Origin of the sequence: Allomuricauda ruestringensis DSM 13258 (assembly GCF_000224085.1) — a bacterium.
GTDB classification, from domain to species: Bacteria; Bacteroidota; Bacteroidia; order Flavobacteriales; family Flavobacteriaceae; genus Flagellimonas; species Flagellimonas ruestringensis.
The window spans coordinates 3,291,042-3,311,696 of the sequence record NC_015945.1; the positions used below are offsets into that span (position 1 = coordinate 3,291,042).

At 41.0% G+C, this 20,655-nt stretch carries 17 protein-coding genes; 9 read left to right on the plus strand and 8 right to left on the minus strand.

Annotated elements, in window-relative coordinates; all coding sequences use genetic code 11:
* Positions 1–3 precede the first annotated feature (3 nt).
* A complete protein-coding gene (ettA, locus tag MURRU_RS14815) occupies positions 4–1,695 on the plus strand; it encodes an energy-dependent translational throttle protein EttA (protein WP_014034288.1) in 1,692 nt (563 codons plus the stop codon).
* Between the two features lie 8 nt (positions 1,696–1,703).
* Here the strand turns inward: ettA and MURRU_RS14820 are convergent, their stop codons facing one another.
* Complete coding sequence (locus MURRU_RS14820) at positions 1,704–2,393, minus strand: hypothetical protein (RefSeq protein WP_014034289.1); 690 nt, start codon at positions 2,391–2,393, stop codon at positions 1,704–1,706.
* A 65-nt stretch (positions 2,394–2,458) separates the two neighbouring features.
* Entirely contained in the window at positions 2,459–3,256 is a 798-nt protein-coding gene (locus MURRU_RS14825) for an MBL fold metallo-hydrolase (protein ID WP_014034290.1), read from the minus strand.
* Positions 3,257–3,422: 166 nt separating this feature from the next.
* Between MURRU_RS14825 and MURRU_RS14830 the strand changes: the two genes are divergently transcribed.
* Positions 3,423–4,313: a hypothetical protein gene (locus tag MURRU_RS14830; RefSeq protein WP_014034291.1), complete on the plus strand. Its 891-nt coding sequence runs from the start codon at positions 3,423–3,425 to the stop codon at positions 4,311–4,313.
* Positions 4,314–4,390: 77 nt separating this feature from the next.
* Here the strand turns inward: MURRU_RS14830 and fumC are convergent, their stop codons facing one another.
* Entirely contained in the window at positions 4,391–5,788 is a 1,398-nt protein-coding gene (gene fumC, locus MURRU_RS14835; RefSeq protein ID WP_014034292.1) for a class II fumarate hydratase, read from the minus strand.
* Positions 5,789–5,926: 138 nt separating this feature from the next.
* Here fumC and MURRU_RS17985 point away from each other — a divergent pair, with 138 nt between their 5' ends.
* Positions 5,927–6,100 carry a hypothetical protein gene (locus tag MURRU_RS17985; RefSeq protein ID WP_014034293.1) on the plus strand — a complete coding sequence of 58 codons (174 nt, stop codon included), beginning with the start codon at positions 5,927–5,929 and terminating at the stop codon, positions 6,098–6,100.
* Between the two features lie 187 nt (positions 6,101–6,287).
* Here MURRU_RS17985 and MURRU_RS14845 read toward each other — a convergent pair whose 3' ends face one another.
* The 4 genes from MURRU_RS14845 to prfB form a co-directional block, all read right to left on the minus strand.
* Positions 6,288–8,771, minus strand: coding sequence for a TonB-dependent receptor (locus tag MURRU_RS14845; protein ID WP_014034294.1), 2,484 nt, complete (start codon positions 8,769–8,771; stop codon positions 6,288–6,290).
* Positions 8,772–8,872: 101 nt separating this feature from the next.
* Positions 8,873–9,367 (minus strand): hypothetical protein, encoded by a 495-nt coding sequence (locus MURRU_RS14850; protein ID WP_014034295.1) that lies wholly within the window; start codon positions 9,365–9,367, stop codon positions 8,873–8,875.
* 68 nt (positions 9,368–9,435) lie between these two features.
* Positions 9,436–9,777 (minus strand): arsenate reductase (glutaredoxin), encoded by a 342-nt coding sequence (gene arsC / locus MURRU_RS14855; RefSeq protein WP_014034296.1) that lies wholly within the window; start codon positions 9,775–9,777, stop codon positions 9,436–9,438.
* A gap of 10 nt (positions 9,778–9,787) precedes the next feature.
* Positions 9,788–10,889, minus strand: a protein-coding gene (gene prfB, locus MURRU_RS14860) for a peptide chain release factor 2 (RefSeq protein ID WP_014034297.1) whose coding sequence is annotated in 2 segments (ribosomal slippage) — positions 9,788–10,825 and positions 10,827–10,889 — 1,101 coding nt in all. Because the reading frame shifts where the segments join, the coding sequence is not laid out codon by codon here.
* A 455-nt stretch (positions 10,890–11,344) separates the two neighbouring features.
* Between prfB and MURRU_RS14865 the strand changes: the two genes are divergently transcribed.
* The 3 genes from MURRU_RS14865 (at position 11,345) to MURRU_RS14875 (ending at position 15,334) form a co-directional block, all read left to right on the plus strand.
* Positions 11,345–13,747, plus strand: coding sequence for a zinc-dependent metalloprotease (locus tag MURRU_RS14865; RefSeq protein WP_014034299.1), 2,403 nt, complete (start codon positions 11,345–11,347; stop codon positions 13,745–13,747).
* Positions 13,748–13,755: 8 nt separating this feature from the next.
* On the plus strand, positions 13,756–14,781 hold the full coding sequence (locus MURRU_RS14870) for a threonine aldolase family protein (protein ID WP_014034300.1): 1,026 nt from the start codon (positions 13,756–13,758) through the stop codon (positions 14,779–14,781).
* Between the two features lie 256 nt (positions 14,782–15,037).
* A complete protein-coding gene (locus tag MURRU_RS14875) occupies positions 15,038–15,334 on the plus strand; it encodes a GIY-YIG nuclease family protein (RefSeq protein WP_014034301.1) in 297 nt (98 codons plus the stop codon).
* Positions 15,335–15,544: 210 nt separating this feature from the next.
* On the opposite strand, the gene MURRU_RS14880 is transcribed toward MURRU_RS14875, so the two are convergent.
* Positions 15,545–15,871, minus strand: a complete 327-nt coding sequence (locus MURRU_RS14880; RefSeq protein ID WP_014034302.1) for a YbaB/EbfC family nucleoid-associated protein — start codon at positions 15,869–15,871, stop codon at positions 15,545–15,547.
* A 103-nt stretch (positions 15,872–15,974) separates the two neighbouring features.
* Here MURRU_RS14880 and MURRU_RS14885 point away from each other — a divergent pair, with 103 nt between their 5' ends.
* The 3 genes from MURRU_RS14885 to MURRU_RS14895 all read left to right on the plus strand — a co-directional run bounded on the left by MURRU_RS14885 (position 15,975) and on the right by MURRU_RS14895 (position 20,608).
* Positions 15,975–18,113 carry a S9 family peptidase gene (locus MURRU_RS14885; protein ID WP_014034303.1) on the plus strand — a complete coding sequence of 713 codons (2,139 nt, stop codon included), beginning with the start codon at positions 15,975–15,977 and terminating at the stop codon, positions 18,111–18,113.
* 70 nt (positions 18,114–18,183) lie between these two features.
* Complete coding sequence (locus MURRU_RS14890; protein WP_014034304.1) at positions 18,184–19,224, plus strand: cysteate synthase; 1,041 nt, start codon at positions 18,184–18,186, stop codon at positions 19,222–19,224.
* A gap of 124 nt (positions 19,225–19,348) precedes the next feature.
* Positions 19,349–20,608 (plus strand): cysteate-C-fatty acyltransferase, encoded by a 1,260-nt coding sequence (locus tag MURRU_RS14895; protein ID WP_014034305.1) that lies wholly within the window; start codon positions 19,349–19,351, stop codon positions 20,606–20,608.
* The last annotated feature ends 47 nt before the right edge of the window (positions 20,609–20,655 follow it).

Below are 20,655 nucleotides of genomic sequence, written 5' to 3' on the forward strand. Positions count from 1 at the left end.
TAGATGTCAGACGATAAAAAAGTCATTTTTTCAATGTCTGGGGTTACCAAGACCTTTAAAACGGCCAATACTCCAGTACTTAAAAATATTTACCTAAGCTTTTTCTATGGGGCCAAAATCGGGATTTTGGGTCTCAACGGTTCGGGTAAGTCCACCTTGTTGAAAATAATCGCAGGGGTCGATAAGAATTATCAGGGCGATGTGGTTTTCTCTCCAGGTTATTCTGTTGGCTATTTAGAACAGGAACCACAGTTGGATGAGGACAAAACTGTTCTTGAAGTGGTAAAAGAAGGCGTAGCCGAGACCGTTGCCATTTTGGACGAGTACAATAAAATCAACGATATGTTTGGTCTGCCCGAAGTATATGAGGATGCGGACAAGATGCAAAAGTTGATGGATAAGCAAGCAGCACTCCAAGATAGGATAGATGCTTCCAATGCTTGGGAATTGGATACAAAACTGGAGATTGCGATGGATGCCCTTCGTACTCCCGAATCCGATAAAAAAATAAGTGTGCTTTCTGGTGGTGAGCGTAGACGAGTGGCGCTGTGCCGTTTGTTGTTGAAAGAACCGGATGTGCTATTGTTGGATGAGCCTACCAACCACTTGGATGCAGAATCCGTACATTGGTTGGAGCACCATTTGGCACAATACAAAGGAACTGTAATTGCCGTAACGCACGATCGTTATTTCTTGGATAATGTGGCTGGTTGGATTTTGGAACTGGACCGTGGAGAAGGAATTCCTTGGAAAGGAAACTACTCGAGCTGGTTGGATCAAAAAGCGAAGCGATTGGAGCAGGAGAGCAAACAAGCGTCCAAGCGCCAAAAAACCTTGGAGCGGGAGCTGGATTGGGTACGCCAAGGCGCCAAAGGTAGACAGGCCAAGCAAAAGGCCCGTTTAAAAAACTACGACAAGCTTCTTAGCCAAGATCAGAAACAAATGGAGGAGAAGTTGGAGATCTATATCCCCAACGGACCACGTTTGGGAACCAATGTAATCGAGGCCAAGGATGTAAGCAAAGCTTTTGGTGACAAATTGTTGTACGAGAACTTGAACTTTAACTTACCACAGGCCGGAATTGTTGGTATTATCGGCCCCAATGGTGCTGGTAAAACCACCATTTTTAAAATGATTATGGGGGAAGAAACTCCTGATAAAGGTGAATTTGTTGTTGGTGAAACAGCAAAATTGGCATACGTAGACCAATCACATTCCAATATAGATTCTGAAAAATCTATTTGGGAGAACTTTAGTGACAGCCAAGAATTGATGATGATGGGAGGGAAGCAAGTAAATTCACGTGCCTATCTGAGTCGATTTAATTTTTCGGGAAGTGAACAGAACAAAAAAGTGAACATGCTTTCGGGTGGAGAACGTAACCGCCTCCATTTGGCCATGACCTTAAAAGAGGAGGGCAACGTTTTGCTTTTGGATGAGCCTACCAATGATTTGGATGTAAACACGCTTCGGGCCTTGGAAGAGGGTCTAGAAAATTTTGCTGGTTGTGCCGTGATTATTTCCCACGACAGATGGTTCTTGGATAGGGTTTGTACCCACATCCTTGCTTTTGAAGGCGATTCGCAAGTATATTTCTTTGAAGGCTCTTTCTCTGATTACGAGGAGAACAAAAAGAAACGCTTGGGAACGGATATCATGCCCAAGCGTATCAAGTATAAAAAGTTGATTCGATAGAAGAGGAATTATTCTTCTCCACCGAGATTTTTGATTCCTTCCTCCAATAACTTTTTAGCTTTTTCCAAATAAGCTTTTTGGTGAGCTGCCAAGCTGTTAGGGTCTTGATTATTATCTGCAGATGCTGGACCAATGGAACTGGATAGTTCCACCAATTGCTCAATGGCTTCCTCTGCGGATTGGAGTTTGTCATTGGCATGCTTTTCAAAAACCTTGATCATTTCCAGTTCCATGGAGTTAACGGAAGCGGTTTTGGTTTTTTCTTCAACTGTATTTATTTCGTAGGAACTCGAGGAATCTTCGGCCGCAGCAGTAGTTGTTGAATTGCCGAGGGTACATTGGTCAATAATTGTAATCAATTCGTTGATTTCTCCCAGAGCCTTTTTTGTGAAGAACCTACCAGTTTCCCAGTCAACCGGTTCTATGGCCTTGTCCAAGGTTTCCATTGCGTCCAAGGTTTTGTTTTTGGCTTTGTCGCAACTGCACTCGGCCATAAAGGATTCGGACTTTTCCAAAGCGGTCAAGGCCCTTTCAGCGTAATACATCTGATGCTCAAAGTTTGTGGCATTCATGGCTTTTTTACCATGGCTGAGCGCATAGGTTACTTTAGCGTAAAAATTATCACATTGATTAGAGTAGGTAGCTTGTACGGCAAAAAAGATTGCCAAAACTACTAAAACATGGGATTTGGGAGCCATATTCAAGTTTTTAGGTTATTAAGTTTGTTGTTCTAACGACAAAATTAGGTAATTATTTCATGTACCTAAAAATCATCGTTGGGATACCAGTCCAATTGTACAACATTAATGCTGGAATCACCTTCGTTCACAATCGTTTTGAATTTTTCAACATCGCTTACATCAGGTCTTCCTCTAAAATGATATGGATAAACTTCAGCCGGCTTAAATTCCAATACGGCATCGGCAGCGCTTTCTACCGTCATGGTATAAGGTAGGTTCATGCAAACAAAAGCTTTATCAATATTTTCCAAGGAACGCATTTCAGGAATGTCCTCTGTGTCACCGGAAAAATAAATGCGCTCATCACCAAAAGTAAATACATAACCATTGCCCCTTCCTTTAACATGAAAGTCTTTGGCTTCCTCACGAAGATTGTACATAGGAATAGCTTTTACGGAGAAACCAGCTATTTCTTTTGTTTCACCATTTTTTATTGTGGTAGTCTTGGAAGATAGGTTTTCCTCCATTTGTTGTTTTACCGCGTCGGGGGCAATAATCTGGACACTTTCAAGATCTAATTCATTTAAGGTTTCTGGATTAAAGTGATCGCCATGTATATCGGTAATAAAAATTATGTCTGGTGATTTTTGTCCTTCAAAAGCTGCTTTGCCGCCAACAGGATCTACATAAATGGTAATTCCGTTCCACTCAATTACAGCTGTTGCATGTTCAATAGGGGTAATTTCGGCTGCTGCTGGAGCTTCAACTTTCATAGTAGTTTCTTCTGCTTCGGCAGTTTCCTCTTGTTTTTCTGCTTTTTGCTTGCACGAAACAAGCAACAAGACAGAAGCACTAACTGTTAGAATGATATTTTTTTTCATGGTCTATCTTTTTAAATCCTTCTAAAAATAGGGGATAAAGGGCAGAATAGTAATTTTTTGTGAACATTATTTTAAATCAAATAATCCAAACACAAATCTGATGCGTATATAAACCAAATACGATTGATTAATAACCTTAAACGAGAATCAATTAAAACAAAAAGTTATGACTGAAACAAAAAATAACAATAACGGATTGAAGGTAGTTGCTGGTCTGTTGGGTGTAGTTCTTTTGGGAACCATTATTTACACTGTTAGTCTTTATCAAGATAAAAAAGCAACCACAGAAGCCCTTACTCAAGAGAAAGAATTGGTTGTAGAGGATTTGAACAGCTTAAAATCTGAATACGACAAGGCTATTTTGGAAAGCAACGCTACCAACGAAGAATTGGTTGCTGCTAGGGATAACATCGCAAAGTATATCGATTCCGTTAGCAGTATGAAAGCTGACATCGCTACACTTTCTCGTTATAGAAGACAAGTGAGCGTTCTTAAAGCTGAAAGAGAAGAACTATTGAAGCAAGTTGATTCCTTGACGCAATCCAACAGCTTGTTGGCCATGCAAAGAGACAGCACTTTTGCCGAATTGGAGCAACAAACAGTATTCAACGATTCTTTGATTATCCAGAACACACAATTGGCCGATGCCGTTGAAAAAGGTTCTGCCCTTAACCTAAGCACTATTAGTGTTGATGCCATTAAAGAAAGAAACAGTGGTAAATTGGTTTCTACAAGAAGAGCTAGGGCCACTGATAAATTTAAAGTATGTTTTACCATTGCCAACAATACAATCGCCGAGGCTGGTGACAGAGAGTTTTATATCGAAGTTCTTGGCCCACAAGGTAACGTACTAGGTGAAGGTCTTACAAAAACTACTGAAGAAGGAAGCTCTCTTACTTATAGTAAAGGAACCAACTTTTACTATGAAAACGATGCTTTGGACGTATGTGATTACATAAACAAGCCTAGTGGTGATTTCCAAGATGGGAATTACATGGTAAATGTTTATGACAACAAATTGAAATTGTTGGGCACTTCCAGCTTCGAATTGAAATAGAACACACACTATCACCATAATAAAAATGCCCGTCCAATTTTTGGTCGGGCATTTTTTATGTTTTTAAATGCAATAAACTATTTAAGGCTACCTACCATATCCTCTGGTTTAACCCACTCATCATATTCATCAGGAGTTACATAACCAAGGTTAATGGCTTCTTCTCTAAGGGTTGTACCGTTTTTATGTGCTGTATTTGCAATTTCGGCAGCTTTATAATAACCGATTTTCGTATTCAACGCAGTAACCAGCATCAACGAATTGTTCAATAAGGTTTTGATGGTTTCGTGGTTTGGCTCAATACCAGCAGCACAATTTACATCAAAACTTACGCAAGCATCCCCTATTAATTGGGCGGATTGCAAAATATTGGCTGCCATAACGGGCTTGAAAACGTTAAGCTCGTAATGCCCTTGTGTACCACCAACGGAAATAGCAACATCATTGCCCATAACCTGTGCACAAACCATGGTCAAGGCTTCACATTGGGTGGGGTTCACTTTGCCCGGCATAATGGAACTCCCAGGTTCGTTGGCAGGAATTATAATTTCCCCAATACCGGAACGTGGACCAGAAGCCATCATACGGATATCGTTGGCGATTTTGTTCAAAGAAACGGCCAATAGCTTCAGAGCACCATGACTTTCCACAATGGCATCGTGCGCGGCCAATGCTTCAAACTTGTTTTCTGCTGTAATGAATGGTTTTCCTGTAAATTCAGCAATATATTTTGCAACAAGCACATCATATCCTTTTGGGGTATTCAAACCAGTACCTACAGCGGTTCCACCAAGCGCAAGTTCGCTCAAATGGGGCAACGTGTTCTTCAAGGCTTTAAGTCCATGGTCCAATTGTGAAACATAGCCCGAAAATTCTTGGCCCAAGGTCAGTGGAGTGGCATCCATCAAGTGGGTTCTACCAATTTTAACCACATCCTTAAATTCTTGGGATTTTTTCTGCAAAGTGTTTCGTAGCTGTTCCACCCCTGGGATGGTAACCTCTACAATTTTTTTGTAAGCGGCAATGTGCATTCCTGTTGGAAAGGTATCGTTAGAAGATTGACTCTTGTTCACATCATCGTTCGGTTGGATGGCCTTCTCGCCTTCACCAATCTTTTTTCCAGCAATTTCATGAGCACGGTTGGCAATCACTTCGTTCACATTCATATTACTTTGTGTACCGGAACCTGTTTGCCAAATTACCAAAGGAAATTGGTCGTCATGTTTCCCTTCAAGTATTTCATCACAAACTTGGGCAATAAGGTCTCTTTTTTCTTGGCTCAGCACACCTAGCTCGTGATTGGTATAGGCAGCAGCTTTTTTTAAATAGGCAAATCCGTATACTACATCCAAGGGCATGGATGCCGGAGCACCAATTTTAAAGTTGTTGCGGGAACGTTCGGTTTGGGCGCCCCAATATTTGTCGGCGGGTACTTTTACCTCGCCCATGGTATCTTTTTCAATCCTAAAGCTCATAGTTTAAAATTTTGTCATACAAAGGTAGGATATAGGGTATTTATATGGTAGTTAACCAGGATAAATACATTTTTTTGTCCCTGTATTTGTTTTTTTTGACAAGAAGAAAGTATCTTTGTTAAAACAAAAGGAGTAAAGATGTTTGAATTTGACCAATATTTAGGTTTTTTAGCTTTTCTAACAATTTTGACAATCGGTTTTTGGTTGATGATATTCCTATTGACCTTTGTAGTACCTTATTGGTTGATCGGTAACCTAAGGGAAATGTTTAAAGAAAGAAAAGAGGCCAAACGTGCCCAATTAGAAGAATAAAAAGATATACAAAAGGAAGCCAATTGGCTTCTTTTCTGTTTAAGGCTATGTTTAAGATTAGTTTTTCATTCGGTTGAGAACTAATTTTTTTGTCTTGTTTAAAATCAAATTACGTAAAGCATAAAAAAAGCAGCCGAACGGCTGCTTTTTAATTTAAGTTTCGGGGAAACTCGCTTTTTTGTTAGTCTTAGTATTGTCCTTCGCCATCATCGTCACCAGGACCTTGTTGTCCGCCCCTTTGGCGTTGCTCCTTAGGTTGGTTAAACCTATAAATAAAGGATAAGTTTACCTGTCTTTGTCTCCACTGGAACTCACTGTCCGATGTAAATGTAGGTGTTTGTGTAAAAGACCGTCGCTTTCTGGAGTTGAACAAGTCACTGGCATTTAATGATAGTGTAGCCTTATCATCGAAAAGATCTTTGCTTATCGCTAAGTTTAGCGAGAACATTGGATCGGATTCTGTTTGGGCATTTTGCCTTGGGCCCATATAAAAGGAGTTGGCCTGAAGCTCTAATTTTCCAGGCAATGTAAACTTGGAGCTCAAACGGGCAAAATAGCTGGAATTGGTTGTTCCATAATCGACCCCGTTAAATGTTCCATCCGAAGAAAAAGTAAAAAAGTTGAAACTACCGTTCATTCTCCACCATTTTGTAGGGTTGTACATTACACCTGCTTCGGCACCGATACGCTCGTTGGTGGATAGGTTTATGGGAACCCTTCTAATGATCTGGATACCATCCGAAGTAAATTGACCCGTATTTTCGGTAATAAACTCAAAAGATTGTGTTTCACGTTGATAGTAAACAGAAGACGTAAAGGTTATCTTTTTCCACCTCTTCATGTAGCCAAGGTCAAAAGCATTGGCAAAGGCCGGGTCCAAGTCTGGATTTCCTTGAAAAACGTTTGTCCTACTAGATCTGGATGGAAATGGGTTGATAAACCAGCCCCTTGGTCTGTTTATCCTCCTGTTGTAACCAAGCGAAATGTTTTGGGTTTCCGAAATTTCGTAAACAAGGTTGACTGTTGGGAAAAGTCCTAAATAGTTTTTATCAAAATTAAGGTCAACATCTTCCCCCACAAGTTCTTCCAAAGCGTGGCTATCTATACTGGCATCTACCTCACCCCTCAATTCCGTATTTTCCAAACGCAAGCCAAGTAACACGGAAAATTTACCGTACTTGTTCCCATACTGGGTGTAAAGTGCATTCACGTTTTCGTGATAGGTAAATATATTGGTAAGATCTTGATTGGTGATGAAATTACCTGTCCCTTGATCTAGGGTGTCCAACTGGTAATCGTTTACCTCTTTTTCAAAAGTACCTCGGTAACCCGCCTCAAACTGTGCATCGCCCATGGGCAAAACGTAATCAATCTGAGCCAGAATATCGTCCTGTTTTTGTTTTTCGTAAATGTTTTCAAGTGCAATCAAACTATCACTGGGCACAGTACGATCTTCCCGAATACCGGTCAAAACATCCTCATTATCGTAGGAATACTGAAAATCAGCAGTTAGTTTTTGCCCATCATCATCAATGTTATTGGTGTAATTAAAAGAGAACTGTCGGCTGTTGTCTTTCTCTGCTTGATCTTCTGTTCTAAAGGTCCTACTGTTGATGCTTCCATCAGAAAACCGTTGATTGTCATTTTCGGTCAAATCATTTTCATCTGACCATCTATAGAAGAAGCTACCTGTAATCGAGGATTTTTCGGTTAGGAAATACTCCATACCAATATTTATATTGAAACCATCATCGTTTCTACTGATATCCCTGTCTTCGTAAATTCTATCAAATTCACTTTGTTCGGATAGATAGGTATTATCATTGTAACCGCCCCCTGGAGATTCTCGGTGAAAATACCCCAGGGTGTTAAAAATGTTGAACTTTTCAGTTCGGATATTAAAGTTGGTGGTGGCTCTAGCATTAAAAGGGATTCCTCCTGTTAGGTTAATAGAACCATTGATGCCCAAGGTCTTCTCCTTTTTAAGCACAATGTTCAAAATACCTGCGGTACCCTCGGCATCATAACGGGCAGAAGGACTGGTAATTACCTCCACCTTTTCTATGGCATCGGCAGGTAGTTGCTGCAGTACATCGGTGGAACCAAAACCGGCCAATGCGGATGGTTTTCCGTTGATCAGGATACGAACATTATCGTTCCCTCTTAAGCTAATGCCCCCCTCAACATCTACGGAAACAGAAGGGATATTTCCCAATGCATCGCTAACGTTACCACCACTTGTAGTAATGTCTTTTCCAATGTTATACACTTTTTTGTCCAAACGGACCTCAACAGTGGTTTTTTCACCTACTACCTCAACTTCTGCAAGCTGGGCAACATCTGGGGACAAAGTAATAGAACCTAAATTGGTATCCGAATTGTACGTTTGTCCTTTTTGGGAGTATGTTTTATAAGAAATAAATTCTACCCTAATATTATAAGTGCCAGGAGTGGTCTCAACCTCAAAATTACCAGAGAGGTCAGTGATTCCGCCAGTGACTTTGTCCGGGTAATCTGTATTTTGCAACACAAATGTCGCATATTCCAATGGTTGTCCAGATTCCGAGTCAACCACCTTACCTGTAATAGTTATAGGTTTTTGGTCTTGTTGCGCCATCCCTTTAAAAGTAGTCAGGGTCAATAGCAACAACGGGATAATAATCCTTTGCATAGTTTGATTTTTACGCTGCAAAAATTGAAGGAAAAAAGGAGGCTACGAAATATAAGTCCCCCAACAACGCAATTGAACCTGCGAATGACCTTAAAGAATTGTTAATCTCTGTTTTTCTTCTTTTTCTTCTTCTTTTTTTTCTTTTTTGCTTTGAAGTGGTTCTCTTGGAGTTCCATAAAGGCTTCGTATTTATCTTCTGGAAGACCTGCCTTTAATTCGGCGTCTTGGCGTCGTTTAATTTTCTCGACTTCCTCTTTCATTTTAAGAGGTTCCAGTTCTAAGATTTGAAGCTCTATACGTTGTTGCACGGACTGTACCAATGAAGTGCGTACTACGGCTTGTTCAAAAGGGTCCAAGCCTATTGCCTCCGTGATGGATGGCATTTGTTCGTCCACTAATTCCTCCGCAGTTGGCGGGGTTTCCTCTTTTTGATTGTCCACAGGACCTGCTTGTGGCACATAGCTACGTCCTCGTCCATACATGCCGCGAGAACCATATCCATAGGGAGATCCGTATCCGTACTGGGCAACCATATCGTTAATGGCCAACATACCGATAAAAAGGGTTATTGCGAAGAGGGTTTGAGTACTTTTCATGGGCTAAATATAATATTTAGGATTCATTTATGTTTGTTTTCGTTGTTAAATGTAACTGTATATCAGAATTATAGCAACTTGGAAATATTCTCTGGAGGTCTACCCACAACTGCTTTTTTACCGTTTACAACAATAGGCCGCTCAATCAATTTAGGGTTTTCCGCCATGGCCGTAATCACTTCATCATCCGTTAAGGTTTTACCCTTAAATTTTTCTTTCCAAATGGCTTCGGTTTTACGTACCAAATCTATTGGGGAAATTCCTAAATATTCAACTAAGGTTTTAAGCTCTTCTTTGCTGGGAACATCGTCCAAATATTTTACAACTTCAAAATCTTTTCCGGATTTTTCCAAAATCGCCAATCCTTCCCTGGACTTTCTACATCGTGGATTGTGGTATATTTTAATCATGATTATCGTGTTATTCCTGTTCTTCTTTTTGTCCCATCATCATAAGATAGGCTTTTAAAAATGCGTCCAAATCACCGTCCATTACAGCGTCCACATTTCCGGTTTCCTCTCCGGTACGAACATCCTTAACCAATTTATAGGGGTGCATCACGTAGTTTCTAATTTGTGAGCCCCATTCAATCTTCATTTTGGAGGATTCTATTTCGGCACGGGCCTCTTGTTTTTTCCGAAGCTCGATTTCGTACAGCTGCGACTTCAACATTTTCACGGCCGTGGCCCTGTTGTCGTGCTGCGAACGGGAGTCGGAACAAGAAATTTGGATTCCTGTTGGTTTGTGCACCAATTGTACTTTGGTCTCTACCTTGTTTACATTTTGCCCTCCGGCGCCGCTGGAACGTGCTGTGGTAATCTCAATATCGGATGGATTCACCTCAATTTCGATACTGTCGTCCACCAACGGATACACATAAACGGAGGCGAAGGAAGTGTGCCTTTTCGCATTACTATCAAAAGGGGAGATGCGCACCAAACGGTGTACACCATTCTCTCCTTTGAGCCAACCAAAGGCATATTCGCCTTCAATTTCCAAGGTAACGGTTTTAATCCCTGCCACATCGCCCGCTTGGTAATTGAGTTCCTTTATTTTGTAGCCATTCTTTTCGGCCCACATCATATACATGCGCATAAGCATAGAGGCCCAATCACAACTTTCGGTACCACCGGCACCTGCAGTTATTTGAAGCACTGCCGTTAGCTCATCACCTTCGTCCGAAAGCATATTGCGGAACTCCAATTTTTCTATGGCCAATTGGGCTTTTTCAAACTGTTTGCTCACTTCCTCTTCAGAAACTTCACCAGCTTGTTGGAATTCCATAAGCACCTCAAGGTCACCAATCAATGTTTTGGCTTCCTCAAAATCTGCTACCCAATTCTTTTTGGATTTAATGGACTGCATTTGCTTTTGGGCTTCTTGTGGATTGTCCCAAAAACCGGGAGCAAGAGTTTTTTCTTCCTCGTTCTCTATCTCAATAAGTTTGGCATCAATGTCAAAGATACCTCCTTAACGCACCAAGGCGCTCAATAAGATCTTTTTGCTGATCTGTGGTTACCATGTATTGTATTTTGGGGTAAAAATAAGTTTCTTTCTGCACATGACCTTGGAAAAAGACAAGTTCAAGTATCAAGTTCAGGTATCAAGTTCAAGTTCAAACTTCTGACCTCCGACTATAGACTACAAAATAGCAGAGTAACAGAGTAGGCAGTAGCAGTACACAGTTGGCAGTCATCAAGTTCAAGTACAAAAGCATTCATGGCCATTCGTGAAATTTGTGTCAAAAAGGAAAAAGAGCAGAGAGAAAATAACAAGAGACAGGAGATAAGAGACCACTTCGGACTTCGGACTTCCGACATCGAGCACCAAACACCAATTACAATAACCGAAGCCATAGTTTTATATCTAATCTTGATTCATCTATTGCGGACGGGAGCCTTTAATCTTATGTCCAACATCTTATATCGAAATGTAAAATGAATTCCATATTTTTAAGGACAATATTTCAACCAGATTATGAAGAACACAACTACGCTCATCACTTTGTTTTATTTTGTTTGCGCCTCATTGGCAGCGCAAACCTTTGAAAAAGCTAAAGACTTCCAGAAATTCAATGGCTATTTCAATTTTTTCTACGACGATTCAACCGACAAAATCTATCTTCAGGTAGATGAGCTCGAAAAAGAATTTCTATACGTATATGCACTAAGCAGTGGTATCGGTAGCAACGATATTGGCCTTGATCGCGGGCAGCTGGGCAACGAGCAAGTGGTTTTTTTCCGCAAAGCGGGAACTAAATTGCTTTTGGTACAGCCCAATCTTGAATTTAGGGCTATTACGGACAACGAACTTGAAAGCAAATCCGTGGAACAGGCCTTCGCCAAATCTATCTTGGAAGGGTTTAAAATTGAAGAGGAATCCAAGGGTAGTTACCTTATAGATTTCACTGATTTTTTAATGCGCGACGCCCATGGGGTTTCCAACCGATTAAAGAGAGCCAAACAAGGTTCGTACAGCTTGGACAAATCCAAAAGTGCCTTGGCGTTTGATCGCACAAAAGCATTTCCTAAAAATGTGGAGTTTGATGTAACCCTTACCTTTAAAGGGGAACCAGAGGGCGCATGGATTCGTTCGGTCTCCCCAACAGCAAGTTTGGTCACAGTGGCCCAGCACCATTCATTGATTGAACTTCCGGACGATAACTTTAAGAAAAGAGCTTTTGATCCTCGAAGTGGGGGATACCCATTCTCTTATTACGATTATGCCACACCGGTACAAGAATCCTTGGTAAAAAGATTTATAAGAAGACACCGTTTAAAAAAGAAGGACCCCAACGCCGAAGTGAGCGAAGCTGTTGAGCCGATTATATATTATTTGGATAATGGAACCCCGGAACCTATCCGTTCAGCCCTATTGGATGGTGGAAAATGGTGGAACCAAGCGTTCGAGGCAGCAGGGTACAAGAATGCCTTTCAAATGAAAATGTTGCCAGATGATGCCGATCCTTTGGACGTGCGTTACAATGTGGTACAATGGGTGCACCGTTCCACAAGAGGATGGAGCTATGGGGCCAGTATAGTTGACCCAAGAACAGGAGAAATCTTAAAAGGCCATGTAAGTTTGGGAAGTCTTCGCATCCGTCAGGATTTTATGATTGCCCAAGCCTTGATGAACCAACCATTTGAAGAAAGGGACAATAATTACGAGCCCATGTTAGAATTGGCCTTGGCAAGAATCCGTCAGCTTTCCGCACACGAAATAGGTCATACCCTTGGATTTGCCCACAATTTTGCGGCAAGCACCAACAATAAAGCATCTGTGATGGATTATCCGCACCCGCAATTTGAGTTGGATGGAGGTGAAATCAATTTTAAGAATGCCTATGATACTGGTATAGGTGAATGGGACAAGGTAACCGTAGCCTATGCCTACTCCGATTTTCCAAGTGGAACCAACGAGCAAGAGGCGTTGAATACTATTTTGAAGAAAGCCCAAGACGATGGGTTGCGTTATATTTCCGATCAAGATGCCCGCCCTAAAGGTGGTGCACATGCATTGGCCCATTTGTGGGACAATGGAAAAAGTGCCAGTCAAGAATTGGAGAGCATGTTAGAAATAAGAAAAAAAGCCATCGAAAACTTTTCCATTGATAATATCAGGACAGGCGAAGCCTATTCCGTTTTGGAAGATGTGTTTGTACCCTTGTATTTCTTCCACAGATACCAGACCGAGGCGGTTTCCAAAGTTATTGGCGGTTTGGATTATAATTATGCAGTGAAAGATGGAGGTCAAACTCCTGTGAAGCCTGTAAATGAAGCTATACAGGAAGCAGCAATGGAATCCATCCTCAAAACATTGGATGCCGAGGTGATTGCGGTTCCAAAGGACAAATTGAATCTTTTTCCACCGCGCGCAATCGGTTTTAGCCGTTCCAGGGAATCTTTTAAAGGAAGAACAGGTGTAAGTTTTGATGCCCTTTCCGTTGCGGAAACTGCTGCAGATATGACCTTGGAATTGTTGTTGCACCCAGAGCGCGCATCTAGACTGGTTCAGCAAAAAAGCTTGGATAAAGGTCAAATGGGTCTAAAAGAAGTATTGGACGAAACCATAAAAGGTACTTTTGATTTATCGCACCGAGATGATTACGAGGAAGAGGTGCAGCATACCATCAATTTTAGGGTGCTTTACCACATTATGAACTTGGCAGCACACAACGATGTATACCCGCAAGTAAACGCCATTGCCAATGAATCTTTGAATAATTTGAAAATACAATTGTTAGGTGACGGTAAAAATGCCATCTCGGTTGAAATGGTCAAGAGAATAGATGCTTTTATGAAAAAGCCTTCTGAATTCAAACTTATTCCAGTTTCCGAAATCCCAGATGGGTCGCCCATTGGTATGGACTGCATGGATTAAACTATTTTATGGAGATAAACTTAATAAGTGACACTGTCACAAGACCTTCGGCTGGAATGTTGGAGGCCATGATGAATGCTAAAGTAGGGGACGATGTTTTTAAGAACGACCCTACGGTAAACGAATTGGAATCCAAAATTGCTACGTATTTTGGCGTGGAAGCTGCCCTATTTTTCCCTAGTGGCACCATGACCAATCAAACAGCTATAAAAATCCACACCCAGCCTGGCGACCAGTTGATCTGTGATAAATATGCGCACGTCTACAATTACGAAGGGGGAGGAGTAAGTTTTAATAGTGGGGTTTCCTGTAAATTGGTGGATGGCAATAGAGGTATGATGACCGCAGAACAGGTCGAAGCATCAATTAATCCACCAGATTTTTACCACAGTCCATTAACCTCTTTGGTCTGCATAGAGAACACCACGAACAAAGGAGGTGGAGCCTGTTGGGATTTTGAAGAGTTGAAAAAAATCCGAAAAGTCTGTGATGAGCACAATCTAAAATATCATTTGGACGGTGCCCGACTTTGGAACGCTTTGGTAAAAAAAGGCGAGGACCCAAAAGCCTACGGACAGTTATTTGACAGCATCAGCGTATGTTTAAGCAAAGGTATGGGCTGCCCTGTGGGTTCTGTGCTTTTGGGTAGTAAAAATGATATTGATAAAGCCTTGCGAATCCGTAAAATTTTTGGAGGTGGCATGCGTCAGTCCGGTTATTTGGCCGCAGCAGGGATTTATGCCTTGGAAAACAACGTGAAACGATTGGCAGAAGACCACAAGAAAGCTCAAGAAATAGGGAAGGTGCTTCAATCCTTGGATTTCATTAAAAAAGTGGAACCCATCGAGACCAACATCATCATTTTTGAAATAAATGAGAACAAAATATCATCTGAGGCATTTTTAGAGCAATTGACCAAAAATCAGGTATCCATCATAGGGATGGGGCAGGGAAAATTGCGCATTGTTACCCATTTGGACTATACCGATGCGATGCATCAGCATTTCTTAAAAGTTTTGAAAAGTATTGGATAATAGCATGTAGTTCTCGATACGCTTCGCACTCGAACTGACAAAATATAGCTACAATGTCACTTCGAGTGGTTTTGGCATAGCCAAAATTGTATCGAGAAGTGATTCGGTCTTTGTCGTGAAAATGGATTGCAGAGAAGAGTTCTCGATACGTTCCCTTCGGAAACACTCGAACTGACATTTTTTATATGAATTGCCAATTTCAGTAACTTTGGTGAAACCCAAATTGCAACAAAAAATCAATCAATGGACAATCCCTATGAGAACCTACATTGTTTATATCTTAAAATGCTCGGATAATACTTATTACACTGGAATAACTTCCGATTTAATAGAAAGATTAGAATCACATCAAAATGGTAAACATAAAAATAGTTATACATATTACCGAAGACCTTTGCAGTTAGTATATCATTGTGAATTTACAGACCCTAACAAAGCTATTCTAACCGAGAAGCAGATAAAAAAATGGTCCAAAAAGAAAAAGGAAGCCTTGATAGCAGGCGAATTTGACAAACTTCCCAATTTATCTAAGAAAAATTTTGGAAGTAATTAGTTCTCGATACGCTTCGCACTCGAACTGACAAAAGCTAAAATTAATGTCACTTCGAGTGGTTTTGGTAAAGCCAAAATTGTATCGAGAAGTCTAAGTTGTAGTTACTTTTTATTGCCTTAAAACGACATGGTGTTCTCGATACGTTTCCTTCGGAAACGCTCGACCTGACAAGTTTAAAACCGCCCCCTTAAGGGGACTTTAGGGGTGTTTTTATTTCATCAAACCATCCATACCGGGAATATTCGGCATACCTTCTTTGGCCACAGCAGCCAATTCAGCTTCATTTACTTTGGTAGCCTTTTCAATGGCTTTATTTAGGGTAAGCACAAGATAATCTTCCAATTGCTCTTTATCTTCCATAAGGGAATCATCCACAGCAATGGATTTTATTTCACGATTGGCCGTGAGTGTCACTTTTAGTAATCCGTCGGTAGATTCTTCGTCAATCATCACGGTGTTCAACCGTTCCTTTGTGGCTTCAACCTTTTTTTGGGTCTCCTTTAGTTTACCCATCATTCCCATAAGATCTCCAAACATATCTTTAAATTTTAGGCTTGTCGGACTACCGTCAGAACAAGCAAAACATTAATATTTATCAAACGTAATGTCAAAAGTAGTAAATTGGCATAAACACAAACCTATGAAACAAACTATTTCAAGAGTTTCTATTCTGGTTTTATGCCTTATTTTTGCGACCGCTTGCAAAAACAACAAAGACGAATCCATGAGTATAGCTCCCCCGGTAGCACCCAAACATCCAACTCAACTAGAGAAACACGGCGATGTTAGAATTGATGATTATTACTGGATGAACAATAGGGAGGACCAGCAGGTTCTTGATTATTTGAATGCCGAGAACGAGTACTATCAAAAAATGACCGCCCATACCAAGGAGTTTCAAGAGAAACTTTTTAAGGAAATGAAGGGCAGGATCAAGGAAGATGATTCGTCTGTTCCCTACAAATTGGATGGGTACTGGTACATTACCCGATATGAGGAGGGCAAAGAGTACCCGATTTACTCCAGAAAAAAGGGAACTTTGGATGCTGAAGAGGAGTTGTTGTTCGATTGCAACAAAATGGCACAAGGTCACGATTTCTTTAACATGAGGGGTGTTTCCATTAGTCCAGATAATACCATGGCTTCGTTTGGAACGGATACCATTTCCAGAAGGCAATACAATATTCAGGTTAAAAACTTGAAGTCTGGTGAAATTTTTCCTGATATTATTGAAAATACCACAGGAAGCTCTGTGTGGGCAAATGATAACAAAACGCTGTTTTACACCAAAAAAGATCCGGTTACCCTACGTTCCGATAAAATATTTAAGCATGTGCTGGGAACTTCATCGGATGCAGATGAATTGGTTTTTCACGAAAAGGATTCCACCTACAACACCTTTGTTTACAAGACCAAATCCAGAAAATATATCGTAATCGGATCCAGTAGCACGTTGACATCAGAATATAGAATTTTGAATGCAGATGATGCCGAGGGCGAGTTTAAAGTGTTTTCCCCACGAGAAAAAGGGGTGGAGTATGGCATCTCTCATTTTGAAAGTGACTTCTATGTTTTGACCAATAAGGACAAGGCCACCAACTTTAAGTTGATGAAAACCGATGAGAACAACACCACCTCGGAGCATTGGGAAGAATTTATACCGCATAGGGAAGATGTTTTGTTGGAAGATGTGGAGATTTTTAGGGATTACTATGTGCTAACAGAGCGTAATAATGGCCTCAACCAAATGAAGATCGCCAAATGGGACGGTTCCGATAGCTATTATCTGCCTTTTGATAGTGAAACATACGTGGCAGGACCATCCGTCAACCTTGATTTTGACACAAAGGAACTCCGATACTACTACAACGAATTGGGTTCGCCTTATTCCATCATCGATTTCAACATGGAGACCAAGACCAAGACCATAAAAAAAGAACAAGAGGTTTTGGGAGGTAAGTTCAATAAGGATAATTACAAAACAGAACGTTTGTGGGCAACAGCCAGAGATGGTAAAAAAGTACCTATTTCTTTGGTTTACCATAAAGATACCCCTTTGGATGGCACAAGTCCGTTGCTACAATATGGCTATGGATCTTATGGAGCCACTATTGACCCTTACTTTTCGTCTATCCGATTGAGTTTATTGGACAGGGGATTCATATATGCCATTGCGCATGTGAGAGGAGGAGAATATTTGGGAAGGCCTTGGTACGAGGACGGCAAACTGTTCAATAAGAAAAATACGTTTACTGATTTCATCGATATTTCTAAGTATTTGATTGATCAGAAATATACTGGCCCAGAACATTTATATGCCATGGGTGGCTCTGCTGGTGGACTTTTGATGGGAGCTGTCATTAATATGGCACCGGAACTATATAACGGAGTAATCGCGGGAGTTCCTTTTGTTGATGTGGTAACCACCATGTTGGACGATACCATTCCGTTGACCACAGGAGAGTATGACGAATGGGGAAATCCAAACGAAAAGGAATATTACGATTACATTAAATCGTATTCCCCCTATGACAATATAGAAGCCAAGGCATACCCAAATATGTACGTATCCACCGGATTGCACGACTCCCAAGTACAATATTGGGAACCGGCCAAATGGGTGGCCAAATTGAGGGAATATAAAACCGACGACAATCTATTGTTTTTGGATACAAATATGGACGCTGGTCATGGTGGAGCTTCGGGCCGATTTGAAGCTTTGAAGGAAACCGCTAAGGAATACGCGTTTATTTTAGACCTTGAGGGAAAAGCTCTTTAAAAAAAAATGTTACATTTGCATGGAATAACTTTCTTATTAAAGTAAGATTGTTACCTACCTAATACCAGTTATGAAGAAACAGATAAATGCGCACAGCAATATCCTAGACCTAATTGGAAGTACCCCCTTAGTTAAGCTAAACAGAATTACCGCCCCACTTACCGGAAATTTTTATGCTAAGCTGGAATGCTTTAACCCCGGACATTCTTCAAAAGATAGAATTGCGATTCATATTATTGAGGAAGCCGAGCGAAAAGGGCTTCTTAAGCCGGGTAGCACCATTATCGAGACCACATCTGGCAATACAGGCTTTAGCTTGGCCATGGTGAGTATTGTTAAAGGCTATAAGTGTATTTTGGCCGTGAGTTCAAAATCATCCCCGGACAAGATTGATATGTTGCGTTCCATGGGAGCCAACGTATATGTTTGTCCAGCCCATGTTAGCGCGGACGATCCACGTTCTTATTACGAAGTGGCCAAACGTTTGCACAGCGAAACTGAGAACTCAATTTACATCAACCAGTATTTTAACGAGTTAAATATTGATGCCCACTATTCCAGCACAGGACCCGAAATCTGGGAACAGACCAATGGTCAAATCACCCATTTAGTGGCTTGTAGCGGAACAGGAGGGACTATATCGGGCATTGCCCGTTATTTAAAAGAGCAGAACCCAAATATTAAAATATTAGGGGTAGATGCTTATGGGTCTATATTGAAAAAATATCACGAAACCGGAGAATTTGACCACAATGAGATATACCCATACCGAATTGAAGGATTGGGCAAAAACCTGATTCCGGCAGCTACGGACTTTAACACTATTGACAGGTACATAAAGGTAACTGATGGAGAAAGTGCCCACATGGCCCGTAAATTGGCTCATACCGAAGGTATTTTTGCAGGTTACACCAGTGGTGCCGCCACTCAGGCATTATATCAATTGAACACCGAAGGAGAGTTCACCGAGGACAGCAATGTTGTTGTGGTGTTCCCAGACCATGGTTCTAGGTATATGAGCAAGGTGTACAGCAACGAATGGATGGAAAACCAAGGCTTTTTCGATATCCAAAATGCTGAAGTACCAGAGGAAATCAAGTATATTAAATAAACCAATACCCTATAATACCTATAGAACGGCAATGTTTTTCATTGTCGTTTTTTATATCTGAACATTTCGTTATGCGAGGTTCATAAAAATCTATACTTTTGCATTTGAATCAAATTTAAGGTAGATGAGAGATTTATTCGATAGAATCATTGAGAACAAAGGACCTTTAGGAAAATGGGCCTCACAGGCTGAAGGCTATTTTGTTTTTCCAAAATTGGAAGGACCTATTTCCAACAGAATGAAATTTCAAGGGAAAGACGTGATAACGTGGAGTATCAATGACTATCTGGGTCTCGCAAACCTACCTGAAATAAAGAAAGTGGACGGAGCAGCAGCTTTGGAACACGGAGCTGCCTACCCAATGGGGGCCCGAATGATGAGCGGCCATACCGATTATCATGAACAGTTGCAAAACGAATTGGCGGAATTTGTCCATAAAGAAGCTTCTTATTTATTGAATTTTGGATACCAAGGCTTTATGTCGGTTATCGACGCTTTGGTAGCCAAGGACGATATCATTGTTTACGATGTGGATTGTCATGCATGTATTATAGATGGTGTTCGTTTGCACATGGGCAAGCGTTTTACCTTTAAGCACAACGACCCAGATAGTTTGGAGAAAAACTTGGAACGTGCCACTAAATTGGCCAATGAGACCGGTGGTGGTATTTTGGTGATTTCCGAAGGTGTTTTTGGTATGCGTGGTGAGCAGGGAATCCTAAAAGAAATCGTGGAACTCAAAAAAAAGTACCTGTTTAGACTTTTGGTGGATGATGCCCACGGTTTTGGAACACTGGGCAAAACAGGTGCCGGAGCAGGAGAGGAGCAAGGCGTACAGGATCAAATTGATGTATATTTGGCCACTTTTGCCAAATCTATGGCGGGTATTGGCGCTTTTGTGGCTGCAGATAAAGAAATTATTGAATACCTAAAATACAACCTACGTTCTCAAATGTTCGCTAAATCATTGCCCATGGTTTATGTTAAAGGAGCGCTTAAGCGACTTGACATGCTACGTACCATGCCCGAACTTAAAGCAAAGCTTTGGGAGAATGTGAATGCGCTTCAAAATGGATTGAAAGAACGTGGATTTGATATAGGAACCACAACAAGTTGCGTTACTCCTGTTTATTTGAACGGTAGTATTCCAGAGGCTATGGCCTTGGTGAAGGATTTACGTGAAAATCACGGAATTTTCTGCTCCATTGTGGTATATCCTGTAATTCCAAAAGGATTGATTTTACTTCGTTTGATTCCTACAGCGACACACACCATGAAAGATATCGAGGAGACACTTGATGCTTTCTCCGCCATTAGGGAGCGTTTGGAAAATGGAACCTACAAAAGACTTTCGGCTGCCGTTGCAGCAGCCATGGGTGAGTAATTTTTTTTATGATGGACTTTCCTTGTGAGGGGATTTTTGTCCATGGT

Excerpts from the sequence above, each read along its gene's own strand:
- MURRU_RS14865 (WP_014034299.1), top strand. The coding sequence starts at position 11,345 with ATGAAGAACACAACTACGCTCATCACTTTGTTTTATTTTGTTTGCGCC.
- MURRU_RS14820 (WP_014034289.1), bottom strand. The coding sequence starts at position 2,393 with ATGGCTCCCAAATCCCATGTTTTAGTAGTTTTGGCAATCTTTTTTGCC.
- MURRU_RS14845 (WP_014034294.1), bottom strand. The coding sequence starts at position 8,771 with ATGCAAAGGATTATTATCCCGTTGTTGCTATTGACCCTGACTACTTTT.
- MURRU_RS14870 (WP_014034300.1), top strand. The coding sequence starts at position 13,756 with ATGGAGATAAACTTAATAAGTGACACTGTCACAAGACCTTCGGCTGGA.
- MURRU_RS14830 (WP_014034291.1), top strand. The coding sequence starts at position 3,423 with ATGACTGAAACAAAAAATAACAATAACGGATTGAAGGTAGTTGCTGGT.
- MURRU_RS14875 (WP_014034301.1), top strand. The coding sequence starts at position 15,038 with ATGAGAACCTACATTGTTTATATCTTAAAATGCTCGGATAATACTTAT.
- MURRU_RS14825 (WP_014034290.1), bottom strand. The coding sequence starts at position 3,256 with ATGAAAAAAAATATCATTCTAACAGTTAGTGCTTCTGTCTTGTTGCTT.
- MURRU_RS14895 (WP_014034305.1), top strand. The coding sequence starts at position 19,349 with ATGAGAGATTTATTCGATAGAATCATTGAGAACAAAGGACCTTTAGGA.
- MURRU_RS14890 (WP_014034304.1), top strand. The coding sequence starts at position 18,184 with ATGAAGAAACAGATAAATGCGCACAGCAATATCCTAGACCTAATTGGA.
- arsC (WP_014034296.1), bottom strand. The coding sequence starts at position 9,777 with ATGATTAAAATATACCACAATCCACGATGTAGAAAGTCCAGGGAAGGA.
- MURRU_RS14885 (WP_014034303.1), top strand. The coding sequence starts at position 15,975 with ATGAAACAAACTATTTCAAGAGTTTCTATTCTGGTTTTATGCCTTATT.
- fumC (WP_014034292.1), bottom strand. The coding sequence starts at position 5,788 with ATGAGCTTTAGGATTGAAAAAGATACCATGGGCGAGGTAAAAGTACCC.
- MURRU_RS14880 (WP_014034302.1), bottom strand. The coding sequence starts at position 15,871 with ATGTTTGGAGATCTTATGGGAATGATGGGTAAACTAAAGGAGACCCAA.
- ettA (WP_014034288.1), top strand. The coding sequence starts at position 4 with ATGTCAGACGATAAAAAAGTCATTTTTTCAATGTCTGGGGTTACCAAG.
- MURRU_RS17985 (WP_014034293.1), top strand. The coding sequence starts at position 5,927 with ATGTTTGAATTTGACCAATATTTAGGTTTTTTAGCTTTTCTAACAATT.
- MURRU_RS14850 (WP_014034295.1), bottom strand. The coding sequence starts at position 9,367 with ATGAAAAGTACTCAAACCCTCTTCGCAATAACCCTTTTTATCGGTATG.